The organism is Weizmannia sp. FSL K6-0777, assembly GCF_038593185.1.
Lineage (GTDB): Bacteria > Bacillota > Bacilli > Bacillales > Bacillaceae_C > Weizmannia > Weizmannia faecalis.
Map to the genome: position 1 here is coordinate 938,082 of NZ_CP151971.1, position 17,682 is coordinate 955,763.

Consider the following 17,682-nt stretch of genomic DNA (forward strand, 5'->3'; position numbering starts at 1 on the left):
GGAACGGGCCCTTTGGGAAATGATAAAATAATAAGAAGCCTTTGAATCATCAACAAGCCGTTCCGGTGGTTTTCATCCGGACTTAACAGGAGGAATTACAGTGGCAAAGGTGCGCGTAGCAGATATGATTAAACATTTTAATCTGGAATTGATCAGTGGGGAAGAGGGCATCCATCGCCCGATTACCACAAGCGATATTTCAAGACCGGGGCTCGAGATGACGGGATTTTTCGATTATTATCCAGCCGACCGGATCCAGCTGCTCGGGATGACGGAAATCACATTCAGCAAGAGGCTCTCGCCGGAGGAACGGAAAAGCAGGATGGACAACTTATGCAGCGATATTACACCGGGCATCGTGATATCACGAAATTTGGAAGTACCGGATGAGTTAATAGAAGCTTCCGAAGAAAAATCGATCCCTGTGATGCGGACCCCGATGAAAACAACCCGGTTTTCAAGCCGCTTAACCAATTATTTGGAATATAAGCTCGCCCCGGCAACAGCCATCCATGGTGTGCTTGTAGATGTGTACGGGGTCGGCGTTCTGATCACCGGCAAGAGCGGGGTCGGAAAAAGCGAAACAGCGCTTGAACTTGTCAAAAGGGGGCACCGCCTTGTCGCGGATGACTGCGTGGAGATTGTCCAGGAAGAAGAAGGATCTCTGATCGGGCATGCGCCGGAATTGATCGAGCATTTGCTTGAAATCCGCGGCCTTGGCATTATAAATGTTATGACGCTGTTTGGCGCTGGTGCGGTCCGAAGCCATAAAAAAATTACTATGATTGCCAATCTCGAGTTATGGGACGAGCATAAGCAATATGACCGGCTCGGGCTGGATGAGGAAAAAGTCAAAATCCTTGATACCGAAATTACAAAGATGACGGTACCGGTGCGGCCGGGGCGGAACCTCGCCATTATCATCGAAGTGGCGGCGATGAATTACCGTCTGAAAAATATGGGCGTCAATGCGGCGCGGCAATTTACGGCCAAGCTCGCAAACGTCATCGAAGAACACGAGCAGGGAACGGAAGAAGAAAAGAACGAACCGTAAAAATGGCCGGCTGTATTTTAGGCTGGCCTTTACGGCGCGGAAAAGAAGGAGTGGTTGTGAAAAATGGATTCGAATATTACCCCGCTGGATCCGATTGCGTTTCATTTAGGCGGGTTTAGTGTGCACTGGTACGGAATCATTATCGGCTGCGGCATTCTTTTGGGTCTTGCCCTTGCGATGCGGGAAGCTGACCGGCTTTCGGTTGACCAAAATATCATTGCCGATTTATGCATTTGGGCGATTCCGGTTTCCATTATTTGCGCCCGGATTTACTATGTCCTGTTTGAATGGAAGTATTATGCCCAACATACAAGTGAAATCATTAAAATTTGGAATGGCGGCATTGCCATTCACGGCGCGCTGATTGGGGCGGTGGTCACCGCCATTCTTTTTACACGTGCAAAGGGCGTTTCTTTCTGGAAAATTGCGGATATCGTTGCCCCAAGCCTGATTTTAGGGCAGGCGATCGGGCGCTGGGGCAATTTTATGAATCAGGAGGCGCATGGCCGGGCTGTGTCCAGGGCTTTTCTCGAGAACTTGCATCTCCCGGACTGGATCATTAATCAAATGTACATAAACGGCACTTATTACCAGCCAACATTTTTATACGAATCACTTTGGGATCTTGCAGGTTTCATCTTTTTGCTTTTGTTGAGAAGGCGGGCGGCGATGCACAGGGGCGAAATTTTTCTAACCTATCTTATCTGGTACTCGATCGGCCGGTTTTTTATCGAAGGTTTGCGGACGGACAGCCTGATGTTGACTGCGCATATCCGCATGGCGCAAGTTGTATCCTTCATCCTGATTGTTTGCGCGCTTCTTCTCTGGTTTTACCGCAGAAAAACAGGCTTATCGGCCAAACGATACGATGAAGAGTGAAAAAGGCTTAATTTTTCCGGATGGTTCAGCCCGTTTCAGAGAGGCAAACAGGCTTTCCGGCCAAACGGAGCCACGAAAAGAAAGAGGGAAGCAGATTGAAAGACCGGATTACGACATTGCTGTTTGACTTTGACGGCACTTTAATTGACACAAACGAATTGATTATCCAATCCTTTTTATATACGCTCAATGCGTACTATCCGGGCCGTTACAGCCGCGGGGACGTGCTCATTTTTAACGGCCCGCCTTTAATCGACACGTTTGCGTCGATCGATCCGGAACGGGCGGAGGAAATGACTGCCAAATACCGGGCGTATAATATTCAGCAGCATGATGCGCTTGTCAAGGAATTTCCGGGCGTATATGACACGATTAAAATGCTTAAGGAACACCGCTTTAAACTCGGGATTGTTTCAACAAAAATGAAGGGCACCATCATGAAAGGGCTGAAACTTGCAAAATTGGAACCGTTTTTTGACGTGGTGGTGGCGCTTGATGATGTCAAAAAGGCCAAACCGGATCCGGAGCCTGTCCAAAAAGCGCTCCGCCTTCTCGGTTCGAAGCCGGAAGAAGCGATCATGATCGGAGATAATTACCATGATATCGAAGCGGGGAAAAATGCCGGCACCTTGTCGGCCGGTGTCGCATGGTCGGCAAAAGGGCGCGCTTTTCTTGAGCAATACAACCCGGATTTTATGCTCGAAACGATGCCGGATCTTGCTGAAATTGTCGGGGTCCATGTAAAATGAGAAATACAAAGCGGTATCCGGTTAAAGGATCGAATGCCCTTTGGCAAATTTATAAAACCGTTTCATTCTGGAAAGTTTTTAAAAACGTGCTTGTCATTGAAATTGCGCGCTTTCTTCCGTTTTTGCGCTTCAAAAACCAAATGTACCGCACCTTTTTGCACATGCAAGTCGGGGACAGGACGGCTTTTGCCTACAAAGCGCTTGTCGATATTCTGTTCCCGGAGATGATCACAGTCGGCAAAAATTGCGTGATCGGCTATCATACGACCATTCTCGCGCATGAATATTTGATTGATGAATACCGAATCGGTGAAGTTGTGATTGGGGATGACGTGATGATTGGGGCGAACACGACGATCCTTCCAGGTGTAACGATCGGAGACAGGGCGGTGGTGGCCGCCGGTTCTGTCGTCCATAAAGATGTGCCGGCTGGTGCCTTTGCTTGCGGGAATCCGCTTCAAATCAGGCAGAAAAGTAGCGAAAAGAAAGACCCGGAACAAACAAAACGATAAAAAAGGGAAGAATTACTTTATCCCAAAAGGTTAAAGGCTTTCCAATTGTATGTTATACTACAAGAAACGATGAATGTTACTTGTTTGTGAGGGAACAACATGAGCAAAGATTCCAAATTAAGGCAGGAACATGACAATGTGCTGTCTTTTGTACCAACGGGAGAATACTATTTTAATAAAGGTGTCCAGGCTTATGACCGCCATGACATCAAAAAGGCATTGAAATATATGCAGCGCGCTGCCCAGCTTGACCCGTATGATCCGGTCATCGCCTGCCAGCTTGCGATCATTTATACCCATTGTGAAGCGTTTCGGAAGGCGATTGACATTTTTCGCCATATTTTAGCAAAACTCGATCCCGGCATGGTCGAATGCCATTATTTTATTGCCAATAATTATGCGGATCTCGGATTTTTTAACGAAGCTTTATACCATGCGCGAAAATATCTTGAACTGGACCCGTTTGGCGAGTACAGGGAAGAAGCAGAAGAACTCATTTATGTGCTTGATTTGGAAGAAGAGGACGAAACGGGCGCTATTTCGTATGAACAGGACGAACTCATGGCCAGACAAGAGGAAGCAAGGCGGTATCTCGAAGCGGGACATTTCGATACGGCGCTTTCGGAGTTGCATAAACTGATCAAGAAATACCCCGATTTCTGGTCTGCCTACAACAACATGGCGCTTGCGTGTTTTTACCTTGGCCAGACGGAAAAAGCGGTCGAGGTACTGATGGATTTGCTCGAAAAGAACCCTGGCAACCTTCATGCACTTTGCAATTTAGCGGTTTTTTACTACCATAAACGCGATGACGAAAAGCTGGAACAGATTTTACGCGGCCTTGAAAAAGTTCGGCCGGTGTTACTGGACCATCAATATAAACTCGGTGCAACATTTGCAATTGTCGGGTGCTATGAAGAGGCGTACCTTTGGCTGAACCGGTTGAAAAAAGTTGGGTTTGACGGTGATGCTTCGTTTTACTACTGGCTTTCGCGGGCGGCTTACCATACGAACCGGCAACAGGCAGCAGAAGCCGCCTGGGAGCAGCTTGTGGAACTGAATCCGGAGAAAAAAGGCTGCGAACCATGGAACCGGGAAATGAAAAAGAAAATGAACGAGAAAAATGTCCAATTTATTTTGGACAGGTTGAACAGCACGGAGTTGTCCGAGCGGTTCTTCGGAATTTTCATGATCGGATTGTCTTCCAATCGTTCGGATATCGTATCGCATCCGGATTTTAAACCGCTTGACGATTTTACGCTGACCGAAAAAATTTATCTCGCCCATGTGCTGGAGTCGGATATTCGCGAATCGTTTGACCCGGATGAGGTGTTTGTGCGCGGCCACAATATTGCATGTATCCTCCACAGCCATTACGGTCCGATGTTTCCGGGCTATACGAACTTAATGCTCGCCTGGTTTTCGATTTTTTTAACCGGTCTGAAACGCGGGGAACGGTTTCAAAATGAGTCCGGTTTTGCCGCCGCTATCGATTACTTGTGGCACCGCCAAAAAGGCGACAAAGTGTCCCAGCAGGCGATTGCAAAGGAGTACCGGATTTCCGTCTCCACGTTAAGGAAATACGCAAACCGGATCAAATCGCTCCTTTAAGCACAAGAATGGACGATAAACCAATATTCCTTTACTATAGAGAATGAAAGAAAACCCCACTGCATAAAAGAAAGTGGGGTTTTTTCGAAAAAATCGTATGGAATTGCATCTTTGTGGAACGATGAAAACAGGCGGCCTGCGGTTTCCCGGCCGCGGCCCTTCAATAAGGAGTGGTACAAACGATGAGTGAAGAACAAATTTATGATGTGATCATTATCGGGGCGGGGCCTGCCGGGATGACAGCTGCCGTTTACGCATCGCGGTCAGACTTGAAAACCTTGATGATCGAGCGCGGCGTTCCGGGCGGCCAGATGGTCAACACGGAAGAAGTGGAAAACTATCCGGGTTATGAATCGATTCTCGGCCCGGAGCTGTCAAATAAAATGTTTGAACATGCCAAAAAGTTTGGTGCCGAATATGCATACGGCGATATTAAAGGCATTGACACAGACGGGGATTATAAAATTGTCAAAGCGGGCACAAAAGCATACAAAGCGCTTGCTGTGATTATCGCAACGGGCGCCCAATATAAGAAACTCGGTGTCAAAGGCGAAAACGAACTGGGCGGCCGCGGCGTTTCTTATTGTGCAGTGTGCGACGGCGCTTTCTTCAAAGGAAAAGACCTCGTTGTCGTTGGCGGCGGTGACTCGGCTGTTGAAGAGGGAAATTACCTGACGCGCTTTGCCAATAAAGTGACGATTGTGCACCGGCGTGATCAGCTGCGGGCGCAAAAAATCCTGCAGGACCGGGCTTTTAAAAATGAAAAAATTGACTTTATCTGGAATCATACGGTGAAAGAAATCCATGAAGAAAACGGAAAAGTCGGCTCTGTGACGCTCGTTTCGACTGTGGACGGATCAGAAAAACCATTTAAAACGGACGGCGTTTTCATTTATATTGGCATGGTGCCTTTGACCAAGCCTTTTGAAAACCTGGGCATTACGAATGAAGCCGGTTATATTTTGACGAATGAGGAAATGGAAACGAAAATTCCGGGCATTTTTGCAGCCGGCGATGTCCGCGAAAAAACGCTCCGCCAAATCGTCACGGCAACAGGCGACGGCAGCATTGCCGCACAAAACGCCCAGCATTATGTAGAAGAAGTGAAAGAAGCCATGAAAGCCGGTTGATTACTGGATAAAAAGGCGTGTATCCCCGGCATTTTGCTAAAAACAGGGAAAACGTCAAGTGGTTTTAACGTGTTTGTAACCCGCATGAAATAAACTTGCGGTATGATGTAAATATAAATTGACCCCCTTTTTTATATGTTTGAACCAAGAACACTTATGGCTCCGGCTATAAGCGGTTCAAGGAACCTATCTCCCAGGCACAGGAAAATCCTGTGCTCTTTTTTTGCGCAAAAATTGCGGTGCGGGATATTGCGCTGCTTTTTCCGGCTGATAAATGCGCTGGCTCGTTTATACGGGAGATGAAAGACATTTTAAAGGGTGGCGGGCGCCTATTTGTCCTTCACCGGTTTGATGAAAGACAAAACAAAGCGCGACTGCTTGCCATTTGTCCCTCATCGATGCGATGAAAGACAAAACAAGGTATGACGGGTATCGATTTGTCCTTCATCACCCCGATGAAAGACATTTTATAAGATGGCTGCCAGTATTCTGTCCTTCACCGGCATAATGAAAGACAAAACAAAGCGCAGCTGCCAGCCATTTGTCCTTCATCTGCCCGGTGAAAGACAAATCAAAGTTCAGGAGCCACGGACTTGTCCTCACCCATGCGATTTTCACGATTGGGGAAAACTTGACACAAACGGGGCAGGTGCATTCATTGTTCAACCATTTCATTAATAGTATAATAAAAAGGTACATGGTTTTACGCACGGGAAAGGTTTATCCATCGGTTGAATAGATGCGGATTTGTCCGCATCATTCCGGTTCAGATATGAGGTGACTTCTTTGCAAAGAATAACAAATTGTGTATTCATCAAAGACGGACAGGTTTTATTGCTGCAAAAGCCGCGGCGCAACTGGTGGGTTGCACCCGGTGGGAAAATGGAGCAAGGAGAAACGGTCCGTGAAGCTGTCATTCGCGAATACCGTGAAGAAACGGGCATCTATTTAAAACATCCTGATTTAAAAGGCGTTTTCACCATTGTCATCAAAGACGGGGATAAACCCGTGTCTGAATGGATGATGTTTACGTTTGTTGCCACAGACGGCGACGGCAAAAACTTCGAGCAATCTGCTGAAGGAATTTTGCAGTGGCATGCCATTGATGAAATGAAGAACTTGCCGATGGCGGCGGGGGATACCCATATCTTGGAATATATGGTTCACGGAAGCGGCATCATCTACGGCCAGTTTACGTACACGCCCGACTTTGAATTGCTTTCATACAGGCTCGATCCAAGCTGAAACGCCATGCTAAATTTTCCGTCAGGGGGAAAAAGAATGGGTTTAGAAGGAAATCAAATGCAGTTTGTCATCATTACCGGCATGAGTGGGGCCGGAAAAACAGTTGCGATCCAAAGCCTGGAGGATCTCGGGTTTTTCTGTGTCGATAATTTGCCGCCGACGCTTTTGCCAAAATTTCTGGAACTGATGAAAGATGCCAGTAATAAAATGAATAAAGTCGCGCTTGTAATGGATTTGCGCGGCCGTGAATTCTTTGATGACTTGTTCCGGGCACTGGATGAACTTGACAAGTCTTCGTGGGTTACGCCCACCATTTTATTTTTGGATGCGGATGATTCTGTGCTCGTGCGCAGGTATAAAGAAACGCGCCGGTCCCATCCGCTTTCGCCGGATGGGACGCCGCTCGAAGGAATACAGCAGGAAAGAAAAATCCTCGAGGAGCTGAAAGGGCGTGCGCAGCTTATTCTCAACACATCCAATTTAAAACCGCGCGAACTCCGCGAAAAAATCGTGTTGGAGTTTTCGGCGAATAAGCAGTCGGTTTTCACGGTCAATGTCCTGTCGTTCGGCTTCAAAAACGGCATTCCGATTGACTGCGACCTTGTTTTTGATGTCCGGTTTTTGCCGAATCCGTTCTACATTGAGCATATGCGCCCGAAAACCGGACTGGACGAAGAGGTATACACTTACGTTTTAAAATGGAATGAAACGCAAAAATTTCTTGAAAAGCTGACCGATTTGCTTGCTTTTATGCTCCCGCATTACAAACGGGAAGGAAAAAGCCAGCTGGTGATCGGCATCGGGTGCACGGGCGGCCAGCACCGTTCCGTAGCGCTTGCCGAGTATATCGGCCATTTTTTTGAAAAAGACTATCATACAACGATTTCTCACCGTGATATTAAAAGAAAAGAGGAGCATAAGCCATGAGGCATCCGAAAATTGTGCTGATCGGAGGCGGGACGGGGCTTCCCGTGCTTTTGCGGGGGTTGAAAAAATACCCGGTTGAGATCAGTGCCATTGTAACCGTTGCAGATGACGGCGGGAGTTCCGGAAGAATCCGCAATGAAATGGATATGCCTTCCCCGGGGGACATCCGCAATGTGCTCGCGGCTCTATCCGATGTGGAGCCGCTGCTTGAAAAAATGTTCCAGCACCGCTTTGAAACCGGCGATGAACTTTCCGGGCATTCGCTTGGCAATCTAATTATTGCGGCGCTCACTTCGATAACTGGAGATTTTGTGCACGCCGTAAAGGAACTGAGCAAAGTCCTGAATGTCCGGGGGCAGGTCTTACCATCCGCCAACCAAAGTGTCGTGTTGCACGCCGAAATGGAAGACGGATCGATCGTTTCCGGAGAATCCAAAATTCCGTGTTCCGGCAAAAAAATCAAAAGGGTGTTTTTGACGCCTGAAGTCATTCAGCCGCTTCCGGAAACATTAACGGCCATTCAGGAAGCTGACTTGATCGTGATCGGCCCGGGCAGCCTTTATACAAGTATTTTGCCGAATTTAATGGTGCCGGGTCTTGGAGAAGCAGTATGCCATGCACACGCGAAAAAAGTGTATGTATGCAATTTGATGACGCAGGCGGGCGAGACGAATCATTATACTGCCGCGGATCATGTGCAGGCGATTTTCAACCATATGGGTAGTGCCTGTATTGATACGATCCTCGTTAATGATGAAGATGTGCCGGAACCGGTTATGCACCGGTATCGCAAGGAGCTGGCACAGCCTGTTGTATACGACGTGAAGCGTTTAATGGGGCTCGGCCTGGAGGTGGTTTCGGGAAATATTTTAACGTATAAAGGCGGGGTTATCCGTCACGATACGGAAAAAGTTGCCGAAATCCTTTATGATATTTTGAAAAAGCAACAATGGTTTTCACGCTCCAGTGCCCGGTAAAGGATAAAGGTGGAACATCCCCTTTTCGTGTGCATTTTTTTGCACAGATTTACATTTTGCCAAGGGAGGGGCCTGGAGGATGTCATTTGCATCAGAGATCAAAAAAGAGCTGACCAATTTAGCAGTAAAAGATTGCTGCGTGAGATCCGAATTATCGGCACTGATCCGGATGAACGGATCTTTATCTTTTTCCAACAAGGTGCTGGTTGTCAATGTGCAGACGGAAAATGCCGCCATTGCCCGGCGGATTTACGTCCTTGTAAAAAGATTATATGATGTCCCGGTGGAATTATTAGTCAGGAAAAAAATGCGCCTGAAAAAAAACAACGTCTACATTGTCAGGCTGAAGGCCCGGGCAAAAGAAATATTGGAAGATTTGCATATTCTCGGCGAACATTTTACCTTTACCCGGAACATTTCCCCGGAACTGCTGAAGAAGAAGTGCTGCAAACGCTCCTATTTGCGCGGGGCTTTTCTGGCGGGCGGATCCGTTAACAATCCGGAAACTTCCTCTTATCATTTGGAAATTTCCTCCCAATATAAAGAACACAACGATGCACTATGCCGCCTGATGAACGGGTTTCATTTAAACAGCAAAACGCTTGAAAGAAAAAAAGGATATATTACGTATTTAAAAGAAGCGGAAAAGATTACGGAGTTTCTCAATATTATCGGTGCCCATCATGCCCTGCTCCGGTTTGAAGATGTCCGGATTGTTCGGGATATGCGCAATTCCGTCAACCGGCTCGTCAATTGCGAAACGGCCAATTTGAATAAAACGATCGGAGCCGCCCTCCGTCAAGTGGAAAACATTCGCTATATTGAAGAAACGGTCGGCCTTGATGCACTGCCGGAGAAACTGCGCGAGATTGCAGTATTGCGCGTGAACCACCAGGATGTGACTTTGAAGGAACTCGGCGAAATGGTGTCCGGCGGACATATTAGCAAATCCGGCATCAATCACCGGCTCCGCAAAATCGATGAAATTGCCGAGAAACTGCGGGCAAACGGGCCTGTCAATAAAAATTCATAATGGGTGCCAAAAATTAATCATGTAAGATGGATAGGTTTAAAAAGTATAAAGACGGGGGGCGTATTGGCAGAAGGCGCCCCTGTCCTGCTACTTGAAAGGAGAGGGTTATCGTGATCGAAAAACAATTGGAAGTGAAATTAAAATCCGGTTTGCAGGCGCGCCCTGCAGCCCAATTTGTCCAGGAAGCCACCCGCTTTTCATCGGAAATTTTTCTTGAAAAAGAAGGAAGAAAGGTAAATGCAAAAAGCATTATGGGGCTGATGACCCTTGCTGCGGGCCACGGGGAAACTGTTACGCTGAGCGTGGACGGGAGCGATGAAGAAGAAGCTTTTGAACACTTGGCGAACTATATTGAAGGGAAAGAAAAACTTCCGTCCTGATGTAAGCGCATGCGGCCGTCAGCCTGCGGGTTTTTCAAACACAGCACAAGGCCGCCCGCTTGCGGACGGCCTTGTTCAATCTTATTTCAATTCTTTTTTGTCATAATATGGTCAATCAAACCATATTCTTTTGCTTTTTCCGCGCTCATGAAGTTATCGCGGTCTGTATCCCTTTCGATCACTTCAATCGGCTGGCCGGTATGGTCGGACAAAATTTTGTTTAATTTCGCGCGCGTATACAAAATATGTTTTGCCGCGATTTCAATTTCTGTTGCCTGGCCTTGGGCGCCGCCTAATGGTTGGTGAATCATCACTTCGCTGTTCGGCAGGGCATAACGTTTCCCTTTCGTGCCGGCGGTCAACAGCACGGAGCCCATTGATGCAGCCATCCCGACGCAAATCGTTTGCACGTCCGGTTTGATGATCTGCATGGTGTCATAAATGGCAAGGCCCGCAGTGACACTCCCGCCAGGACTGTTAATATAAAGATAAATATCTTTTTCAGGGTTTTCCGCTTCCAGGAACAAAAGCTGGGAAACAATCGAGTTGGAAACATTGTCGTCAATCGCGCTGCCAAGCATAATAATCCGGTCTTTTAACAGGCGGGAATAAATGTCGTATGCGCGTTCCCCGCGGTTTGTTTGTTCAATTACTGTGGGAATTAAATTCATATTGAGTATCCTCCTTCTTCTCTTCGGAATGGTCCATCATATGCTATATCATGGATGTTAAAGGAATTATTCTCCATCCTTATGTACTGATCATACAATATTGGTCAATGAAGGTCAAAAGAATTGCCTTCACCTGAACTACAATACCCATCATAACCAAATTCCGATAAAATAAAACCAAAAAGGGGCTTGCTTTTTTGTTCATTGTCCTTTATAATCTATTATTGTTGAATCACTTATTGCCCTCGTGGTGCAAAGGATAGCACGTGAGATTCCGGTTCTCAAAATGTGGGTTCGATTCCTGCCGAGGGCGTTTTCTAAAAACTGAACAATTAGCTTAAAATTTTTTAAACCCTTGATACGACTGCATTTGCAGTCGTTTTTCTTTTCTCTGATACGGAAAAATAAGGCGAAAATTGAATGAATTTTGCACCACAAATCTCATTCATTGCGCCACCTGCGACATTTCCTTCATAGTGCCATATATTCAGGTTTTGAACAGTTTTTGTATAAATCATGGAGGGCTTTATTGGTTACGATAAATTGATAAGAAATATGCAAAAGGAGAATGCCGGACCAAATTTGCAAAATCCACTTGAAAAACGAACGTTTGTCCTTTATAATAAAACTGAAAAATGAGAAAAGGGGTGTTGCCATTGGAACTTGTAATGGAAAAACATGCCGGTTATCACGTGCATGATCGTTTTTTTAAGGAGCTGATCCAAAACTTTTTTCAGGAGTTTATGGAGGCGTTTTTCCCGGATGTGGCAGCGGATCTCGACTACCGCCGGGTGCGGTTTTTGTCGCAGGAACAGTTTACGGACTTTCCAGGCGGTGAGCAAAAACGGGTTGACATCCTTGCCGAAACGAAGGTAAAAGGCAAAGATACCGTGATTCTCATCCATGTAGAGCCGCAGTCGTATTACGAGAAGCCTTTTCCTGAACGCATGTTTCGTTATTACATGATGATCAGTCTCCGGCACCGGAAACCGGTATTGCCGATTGCCGTTTTTAGTTACGAGGAGAAAACAGAAACCCCTGATACATACACCTTTGCGTTCCACAACATTGAAATTCTTCGTTTTCACTATTTATCCATTCATCTGATGAAGCAAAATTGGAGAAATTATATCCGGAGCGACAACCCTGTTGCTGCGGCATTATTAAGCAAAATGGGGTATACAGAAAAAGAACGGGTGCAGGTCAAACTGGAGTTTCTGCGGATGCTGGCCCGGATGGAACTCGACCCTGCAAAAATGAGGCTGTTACACGGTTTCTTTGATTATTATTTAAAATTGAACGAAAAAGAGGAGGCGGAAGTAATGGAAAACATTAAAATGCTGGATCCGGACGAAGCGGAGCAAGTATTGAAGCTGCCGAATTCCTATTTTGACCGCGGGTATAAGAAGGGGAAAGAGGAAGGCAGAGAAGAAGGAAGGGAAGAAGGGGAAGAAAGGTTAAGAAGATTTATTGTTAACTTGTTGAAAAATCAAGTGGATGTGAAGGTCATTGCCCAAGCATCCGGCTTGAGTGAAGATGAGATCATGAAAATCAAAAGGCAGATAGAAGGGGAAAAGCCTTGAACCCGAGTTATGACGAAGCAGAGCAAGTATTAAAGCTGCCGAATTCTTACTTTGATCGCGGGTATAAGAAAGGAATTGAAATAGGAGTAGAGAAGGGAAGAGAAGAAGGAAGGGAAGAAGAAAGAAAAGAATTGTTACAAACGATTCCAATTGCCATCAAAATGTTGCTGGCAGGTACGGAGCTTCAATTAATTGTAGAAAAAACCGGCCTGAGCCAGACAGAAGTGGAAAAAATAAAACAGCAACTGGAGACAAAGCAGGACAAGTATTGAAGCTGCCGAATTTTTATTTTGATTTCGCGAATATATGAAATAAAATAAATGCACACCATTGCGAACAGGCTGCTCAGGGCGGTAGCGACCCGCAATGCATTGAAAAAACGGCCGGCCTGAGTCAGCAGGGGTGCCGTTCAAGCGGTCGTTAGCGGGGAATGATGTCTGTTACAATCCGGCAAATCCGGAGAGTGGCAGGCATTTTTTCAGGACTGTGATACCGGCAAACGGTAAATGTACGGCATTGGCCGGCTCGTGAACGGATATGCCGCTTTTTTGGTGCAAGTTTCATTCCTGAAAATTGTTTTCAAAAAGGAATTGATCAGCGACTCGCGAGCGTTGAGGTGTTGCTTTGCGGGAATTTATAGTAAAATAAACTTGCAGCTACATACCGGCAAGTTTTTTAGGCTTGCCACCGTTTCCACCGTTTTGCAAAACTCAAATGTAAGCACATACAGGAGGGGAAGAAAGTGGAGTACCGAATTGAAAAAGACACACTCGGAGAAATGAAAGTGCCGCGGGACAAATATTGGGGGGCACAAACGCAGCGCAGCAAGGAAAACTTCCCGATCGGCGGGGAAAAAATGCCGATGGAAGTGATCCGCGCTTTTGCCCATTTGAAAAAAGCGGCTGCCGTCAGCAACAATCGCCTCGGCAAATTATCGGATGCCAAAATGAAGGCGATTGTCCAAGCTTGTGAAGAAGTGCTGGACGGGAAATTTGATGAACATTTTCCGCTTGTTGTCTGGCAAACAGGCAGCGGCACCCAGTCAAACATGAATGTGAATGAAGTGGTGGCAAGAAGGGCAAACGAAATTCTTTCCGGAGAAAATAGTACTGAACACGTCCATCCGAACGATGATGTGAATATGTCGCAAAGCTCGAACGATACGTTCCCGACTGCAATGCATATTGCTGCCTACCATGAACTACAGACAAGGCTGTTGCCGCCGCTGGAACAGCTGAAAGAAACGCTGCTTGAAAAAGAAAAAGCGTACATGAAAATTATTAAAATCGGGCGCACGCATTTGCAGGATGCAACCCCGCTTACTCTCGGCCAGGAAATCAGCGGCTGGCGTGCCATGCTGGAAAAAAGCGAACGCATGATCAAAGAAAGTGCAAAACATATTTTGAACCTGGCGATCGGCGGCACGGCTGTCGGCACCGGCATTAATGCGGACCCGACTTTCGGTGATAAAGTTGCGGAAGAACTAGAAAGACAGACCGGCTACCCGTTTGTTTCTTCTGATAACAAATTCCATGCACTCACAAGCCATGACGAAATCGTTCATGTCCACGGGGCATTAAAAGGGCTTGCTGCAGATTTAATGAAAATGGCCAATGATGTCAGATGGCTTGCAAGCGGGCCGAGAAGCGGAATCGGTGAGATTACGATCCCGGCCAATGAACCGGGCAGCTCGATTATGCCTGGCAAAGTCAACCCGACCCAGTGCGAAGCGTTGACGATGGTAGCGGTCCAGGTATTCGGGAATGACGCCGCAATCGGGTTTGCCGCGAGCCAGGGCAACTTTGAATTAAATGTATTTAAACCGGTAATTATATACAATTTCCTACAGTCCGTCCATCTGCTCGGCGATGCGATGAAGTCATTTGATGAAAGATGCGTGCGCGGCATCGAACCGAATGTAGAAACGATCCAGGAAAATGTTAATCGTTCCCTCATGCTGGTGACGGCCTTAAATCCGCATATCGGTTATGAAAAAGCGGCCCAAATCGCGAAACTTGCTTTCAAGGAAGGTACGACGCTGAAAGAAGCCGCCATTAAAACAGGTTATGTAACCGAAGAACAATATGAGGAGTGGATTGTGCCGGAAAAAATGGTCAATTTAAATCACTGATAAAAAGGGAGGCGATTGCCCCCCTTTTTTTTCAGCCATTTTATTGGTTTGTTTTATTACGAATGGAAAGTACCACCAAGTTGTTGTTCAGCCATTTGCACAAGGCGTTTTGTAATTTCTCCCCCGACAGATCCGTTCGCGCGGGATGTCGTATCTGCGCCGAGGTTTACGCCGAATTCTTGTGCAATTTCGTATTTCATTTGGTCGAGAGCCTGCTCAGCACCGGAAACTAACAATTGGTTTGAATTGCTGTTGTTTGCCATCTGTGTCATCTCCTCGTTGTGAGTTTTTGGTTGGGTCGGCTGGAATTGCACCAGCAAGCGGGGAATTCCCCGCCACCTTCTTGGTTGAACCCAGCGGAATTTGATCGATGTACTACGTATTATGGAGGAAAAAATTTTAATTATACTGGTTCCTGGATGGTAATCGCTGGTGATTTTTGCAGTGAAAAAATGCCGGCTGCAACCAGCAGCCGGCATTTCTATTCACCCAATCCTTAATTCTGTTTCAGCATCAAAGAAATGGGCTTTGTTCATATCAAGCCCGAGCGTAATTTCGTCACCCGGTTTGACAACCGTCCTGGAATCGATGCGGGAGATAAACTCTTGCCCGTTGATTCTGGAATAAAGCATTGTTTCAGCGCCATGAAGTTCGGAAACATCAATCGTGGCTTTGATGGTAGCGCCCGGCATTGTCTCAATGAAAACAGGTTCATCGTGGATGTCTTCGGGGCGGACGCCGAGGATGACATCTTTCCCGATATGGCTTTTCAAGTGTTTCATTTTTCCTTCCGGCACATCAATCTGAACCGATTCGTTTAAGTGGAATTTGCCGTTATCCAGTTTACCGCGGAAGAAGTTCATCGCTGGTGAGCCGATAAAACCGGCGACGAACAGGTTAGCAGGTGAGTCGTATACTTCACGCGGCGTTCCGACTTGCTGGATGACACCATCTTTCATGACGACAATCCTCGAAGCCATCGTCATTGCTTCCGTCTGGTCATGCGTCACATAAATGGTCGTCGTTTGCAAACGCTGGTGAAGCCGGGCAATTTCGGCCCGCATTTGCACCCGCAATTTTGCGTCCAGATTTGATAAAGGTTCGTCCATGAGGAAGACTTTTGCATCCCGTACAATCGCGCGGCCGAGGGCAACCCGTTGCCTTTGTCCGCCTGATAAAGCTTTTGGTTTCCGTTTTAAATATTCTTCAAGGCCAAGAATTTTTGCGGCTTCCTGTACCCGCTTGTCAATTTCCGCTTTCGGCACTTTGCGGAGTTTCAGCCCGAATGCCATATTGTCGTATACCGTCATATGCGGATAAAGCGCGTAGTTCTGGAATACCATCGCGATATCACGATCTTTCGGCGCGACATCGTTCACCCGTTTGCCATCCATGTATAAATCGCCTTTTGAAATTTCTTCAAGCCCGGCAATCATCCTGAGCGTCGTCGATTTCCCGCAGCCGGAAGGACCGACAAATACAATGAATTCCTTGTCATTAATATGTAGATTAAAATCGGATACAGCGGTTACATTATTGTCGTAAATCTTATAAATATGCTCAAGCGCAAGTTCTGTCATCGTAAAATCCTCCCCCGTTATAAGTTGTCTTTATTATAAAGAAAACCCTTTCATAATGGGAACGTCAGGATGCACAAAAAATGCAGGGCGATTTTCGGCACCCTGCCCACACGATTTTCCCGGTTGACGCAGTGAAATGAGAGAGCCGGGATCCTGGCAATGTAAAAGCAGCTCGTTTTCCATTCTTCTGGTTGCCGCATTCATTACAACATGGGAGCTGATGCCGGCATGCCACTCTTGATACAACCATTTTTTGTAAAATAGGCCTATTCCATCTCAAGGCAGATCACGTAAGACTTATCGGAAGGGTTAGCCGCCAAAGGTTTCGAGACAGGCGAAATACGCAAAGATCGCATCTGTAAAATGTTTTAAATTCAAACCCGTTTTTTCTTCGAATTTTTCAATCCGGTACTGCAAGGAATTGCGGTGGATGAATAATTGTTTTGCCGTCAGGCTGGCATTCGCAAAATTTTCAAGATACCGTTTGATCGTTTGCCCCATTTCCCGGTCTTCTTCAAACAGCCCGTGCAGGGATTGAAAGAGCAGGCCCTTTTCACTTTCAGGCAAATTAGACAGCAAATAAAGGGGAAGCAGGGAATGAACCGTGAACAAAGCGGACGTTTTCCGGCGGCTTTTGGCAAATTCGAAAAGCCGGCGTTCGAATGAGAAGTGGTGCTTTAATGCTGCCATTTCCTGAAATTCGCCTAAATACAGCAAAACAGGGGTGTAGAAATCCCCTTCAAACGCACGGATGGATGCCGTCAGATCGTCTTCGGTTGCAATTGTTTCACTTTTTTCTTCAATCACAATGCCTTCCAGCTGATTGGTCACAATCACCAAGACATCAGGCACAAACATGTTTTTGATAGCTTCCTGAACGCCGGATACATCCGACCCTGCTTTTGCCAGCGCAAATTGTGTAACGCGATATACGCCGTCATGGACAGGGGCATCGGCATCCGGCAAAAACAGGTAGTCATACCATTTGGATGCTTCGCTCGTCGTGCCGGCAGTATTTTCTTGAAATTTTGGGAATAATGTCTTTAACAGCAGCGTTTCTTCCGGTGTCAATTCGACCGGATCAATCCCGAAATACCGTTTTTCTTCTTCCATCCAAAACCACAACAAAGGTTTCGCCGCAATCGGTTCATTTGCAATGCAAGCATTTGGATACCTCGTTTTTAATCTTTCCAGCATGTTTGGACCCCTCAGTTTTTCAT

The 17,682-nt window shown here is 46.5% G+C and carries 18 protein-coding genes and 1 tRNA gene; 15 read left to right on the forward strand and 4 right to left on the reverse strand.

Going from position 1 to position 17,682, the window contains the following annotated elements; translation table 11 throughout:
• Positions 1-100: 100 nt before the first annotated feature.
• The 11 genes from hprK (at position 101) to NST70_RS04240 (ending at position 10,497) form a co-directional block, all read left to right on the forward strand.
• Positions 101-1,054 (forward strand): HPr(Ser) kinase/phosphatase, encoded by a 954-nt coding sequence (gene hprK, locus NST70_RS04190; protein ID WP_014095830.1) that lies wholly within the window; start codon positions 101-103, stop codon positions 1,052-1,054.
• Between the two features lie 63 nt (positions 1,055-1,117).
• Positions 1,118-1,933: a prolipoprotein diacylglyceryl transferase gene (gene lgt / locus NST70_RS04195; RefSeq protein WP_035182142.1), complete on the forward strand. Its 816-nt coding sequence runs from the start codon at positions 1,118-1,120 to the stop codon at positions 1,931-1,933.
• A gap of 95 nt (positions 1,934-2,028) precedes the next feature.
• Complete coding sequence (gene ppaX, locus NST70_RS04200; protein ID WP_328228553.1) at positions 2,029-2,682, forward strand: pyrophosphatase PpaX; 654 nt, start codon at positions 2,029-2,031, stop codon at positions 2,680-2,682.
• Positions 2,679-3,194 carry an acyltransferase gene (locus tag NST70_RS04205; protein WP_017551706.1) on the forward strand — a complete coding sequence of 172 codons (516 nt, stop codon included), beginning with the start codon at positions 2,679-2,681 and terminating at the stop codon, positions 3,192-3,194. The genes ppaX and NST70_RS04205 overlap by 4 nt, the downstream gene beginning before the upstream one ends.
• Positions 3,195-3,293: 99 nt before the next feature.
• Positions 3,294-4,805, forward strand: a complete 1,512-nt coding sequence (locus NST70_RS04210; RefSeq protein WP_328228548.1) for a tetratricopeptide repeat protein — start codon at positions 3,294-3,296, stop codon at positions 4,803-4,805.
• A gap of 182 nt (positions 4,806-4,987) precedes the next feature.
• Positions 4,988-5,935: a thioredoxin-disulfide reductase gene (gene trxB, locus NST70_RS04215; RefSeq protein WP_061564966.1), complete on the forward strand. Its 948-nt coding sequence runs from the start codon at positions 4,988-4,990 to the stop codon at positions 5,933-5,935.
• Positions 5,936-6,721: 786 nt separating this feature from the next.
• Positions 6,722-7,180: an 8-oxo-dGTP diphosphatase gene (locus NST70_RS04220; protein ID WP_014095823.1), complete on the forward strand. Its 459-nt coding sequence runs from the start codon at positions 6,722-6,724 to the stop codon at positions 7,178-7,180.
• A gap of 36 nt (positions 7,181-7,216) precedes the next feature.
• Complete coding sequence (rapZ, locus tag NST70_RS04225) at positions 7,217-8,107, forward strand: RNase adapter RapZ (protein ID WP_179234300.1); 891 nt, start codon at positions 7,217-7,219, stop codon at positions 8,105-8,107.
• Positions 8,104-9,084: a YvcK family protein gene (locus NST70_RS04230; RefSeq protein ID WP_168985932.1), complete on the forward strand. Its 981-nt coding sequence runs from the start codon at positions 8,104-8,106 to the stop codon at positions 9,082-9,084. The genes rapZ and NST70_RS04230 overlap by 4 nt, the downstream gene beginning before the upstream one ends.
• A gap of 79 nt (positions 9,085-9,163) precedes the next feature.
• Positions 9,164-10,117: a DNA-binding protein WhiA gene (gene whiA, locus NST70_RS04235; protein WP_014095820.1), complete on the forward strand. Its 954-nt coding sequence runs from the start codon at positions 9,164-9,166 to the stop codon at positions 10,115-10,117.
• 110 nt (positions 10,118-10,227) lie between these two features.
• Positions 10,228-10,497 (forward strand): HPr family phosphocarrier protein, encoded by a 270-nt coding sequence (locus tag NST70_RS04240; protein ID WP_014095819.1) that lies wholly within the window; start codon positions 10,228-10,230, stop codon positions 10,495-10,497.
• Positions 10,498-10,583: 86 nt separating this feature from the next.
• On the opposite strand, the gene clpP is transcribed toward NST70_RS04240, so the two are convergent.
• Positions 10,584-11,168: an ATP-dependent Clp endopeptidase proteolytic subunit ClpP gene (clpP, locus tag NST70_RS04245; RefSeq protein WP_035182139.1), complete on the reverse strand. Its 585-nt coding sequence runs from the start codon at positions 11,166-11,168 to the stop codon at positions 10,584-10,586.
• Between the two features lie 241 nt (positions 11,169-11,409).
• On the opposite strand from clpP, the gene NST70_RS04250 reads away from it, so the two are divergent.
• From NST70_RS04250 to fumC, 4 genes are all read left to right on the forward strand, one after another.
• Positions 11,410-11,481, forward strand: a tRNA-Arg gene (locus tag NST70_RS04250).
• A 343-nt stretch (positions 11,482-11,824) separates the two neighbouring features.
• Positions 11,825-12,751, forward strand: coding sequence for an Rpn family recombination-promoting nuclease/putative transposase (locus tag NST70_RS04255; RefSeq protein WP_168985933.1), 927 nt, complete (start codon positions 11,825-11,827; stop codon positions 12,749-12,751).
• Positions 12,748-13,023 carry a hypothetical protein gene (locus tag NST70_RS04260; protein ID WP_014095817.1) on the forward strand — a complete coding sequence of 92 codons (276 nt, stop codon included), beginning with the start codon at positions 12,748-12,750 and terminating at the stop codon, positions 13,021-13,023. Before NST70_RS04255 ends, NST70_RS04260 begins: the two co-directional genes overlap by 4 nt.
• 470 nt (positions 13,024-13,493) lie before the next feature.
• Positions 13,494-14,882, forward strand: coding sequence for a class II fumarate hydratase (fumC, locus tag NST70_RS04265; RefSeq protein ID WP_026684722.1), 1,389 nt, complete (start codon positions 13,494-13,496; stop codon positions 14,880-14,882).
• 56 nt (positions 14,883-14,938) lie between these two features.
• Here fumC and NST70_RS04270 read toward each other — a convergent pair whose 3' ends face one another.
• The 3 genes from NST70_RS04270 to NST70_RS04280 form a co-directional block, all read right to left on the reverse strand.
• Complete coding sequence (locus NST70_RS04270; protein ID WP_014095815.1) at positions 14,939-15,145, reverse strand: alpha/beta-type small acid-soluble spore protein; 207 nt, start codon at positions 15,143-15,145, stop codon at positions 14,939-14,941.
• 222 nt (positions 15,146-15,367) lie between these two features.
• Positions 15,368-16,462 (reverse strand): sn-glycerol-3-phosphate ABC transporter ATP-binding protein UgpC, encoded by a 1,095-nt coding sequence (ugpC, locus tag NST70_RS04275; RefSeq protein ID WP_014095814.1) that lies wholly within the window; start codon positions 16,460-16,462, stop codon positions 15,368-15,370.
• A 309-nt stretch (positions 16,463-16,771) separates the two neighbouring features.
• A complete protein-coding gene (locus NST70_RS04280; protein ID WP_104851294.1) occupies positions 16,772-17,659 on the reverse strand; it encodes a helix-turn-helix domain-containing protein in 888 nt (295 codons plus the stop codon).
• Positions 17,660-17,682 lie beyond the last annotated feature (23 nt).

Coding starts and splice junctions, on each gene's coding strand:
- NST70_RS04280 (WP_104851294.1), bottom strand. CDS start 17,659: ATGCTGGAAAGATTAAAAACGAGGTATCCAAATGCTTGCATTGCAAAT.
- NST70_RS04205 (WP_017551706.1), top strand. CDS start 2,679: ATGAGAAATACAAAGCGGTATCCGGTTAAAGGATCGAATGCCCTTTGG.
- NST70_RS04210 (WP_328228548.1), top strand. CDS start 3,294: ATGAGCAAAGATTCCAAATTAAGGCAGGAACATGACAATGTGCTGTCT.
- rapZ (WP_179234300.1), top strand. CDS start 7,217: ATGGGTTTAGAAGGAAATCAAATGCAGTTTGTCATCATTACCGGCATG.
- trxB (WP_061564966.1), top strand. CDS start 4,988: ATGAGTGAAGAACAAATTTATGATGTGATCATTATCGGGGCGGGGCCT.
- NST70_RS04230 (WP_168985932.1), top strand. CDS start 8,104: ATGAGGCATCCGAAAATTGTGCTGATCGGAGGCGGGACGGGGCTTCCC.
- ugpC (WP_014095814.1), bottom strand. CDS start 16,462: ATGACAGAACTTGCGCTTGAGCATATTTATAAGATTTACGACAATAAT.
- whiA (WP_014095820.1), top strand. CDS start 9,164: ATGTCATTTGCATCAGAGATCAAAAAAGAGCTGACCAATTTAGCAGTA.
- lgt (WP_035182142.1), top strand. CDS start 1,118: ATGGATTCGAATATTACCCCGCTGGATCCGATTGCGTTTCATTTAGGC.
- NST70_RS04270 (WP_014095815.1), bottom strand. CDS start 15,145: ATGGCAAACAACAGCAATTCAAACCAATTGTTAGTTTCCGGTGCTGAG.
- clpP (WP_035182139.1), bottom strand. CDS start 11,168: ATGAATTTAATTCCCACAGTAATTGAACAAACAAACCGCGGGGAACGC.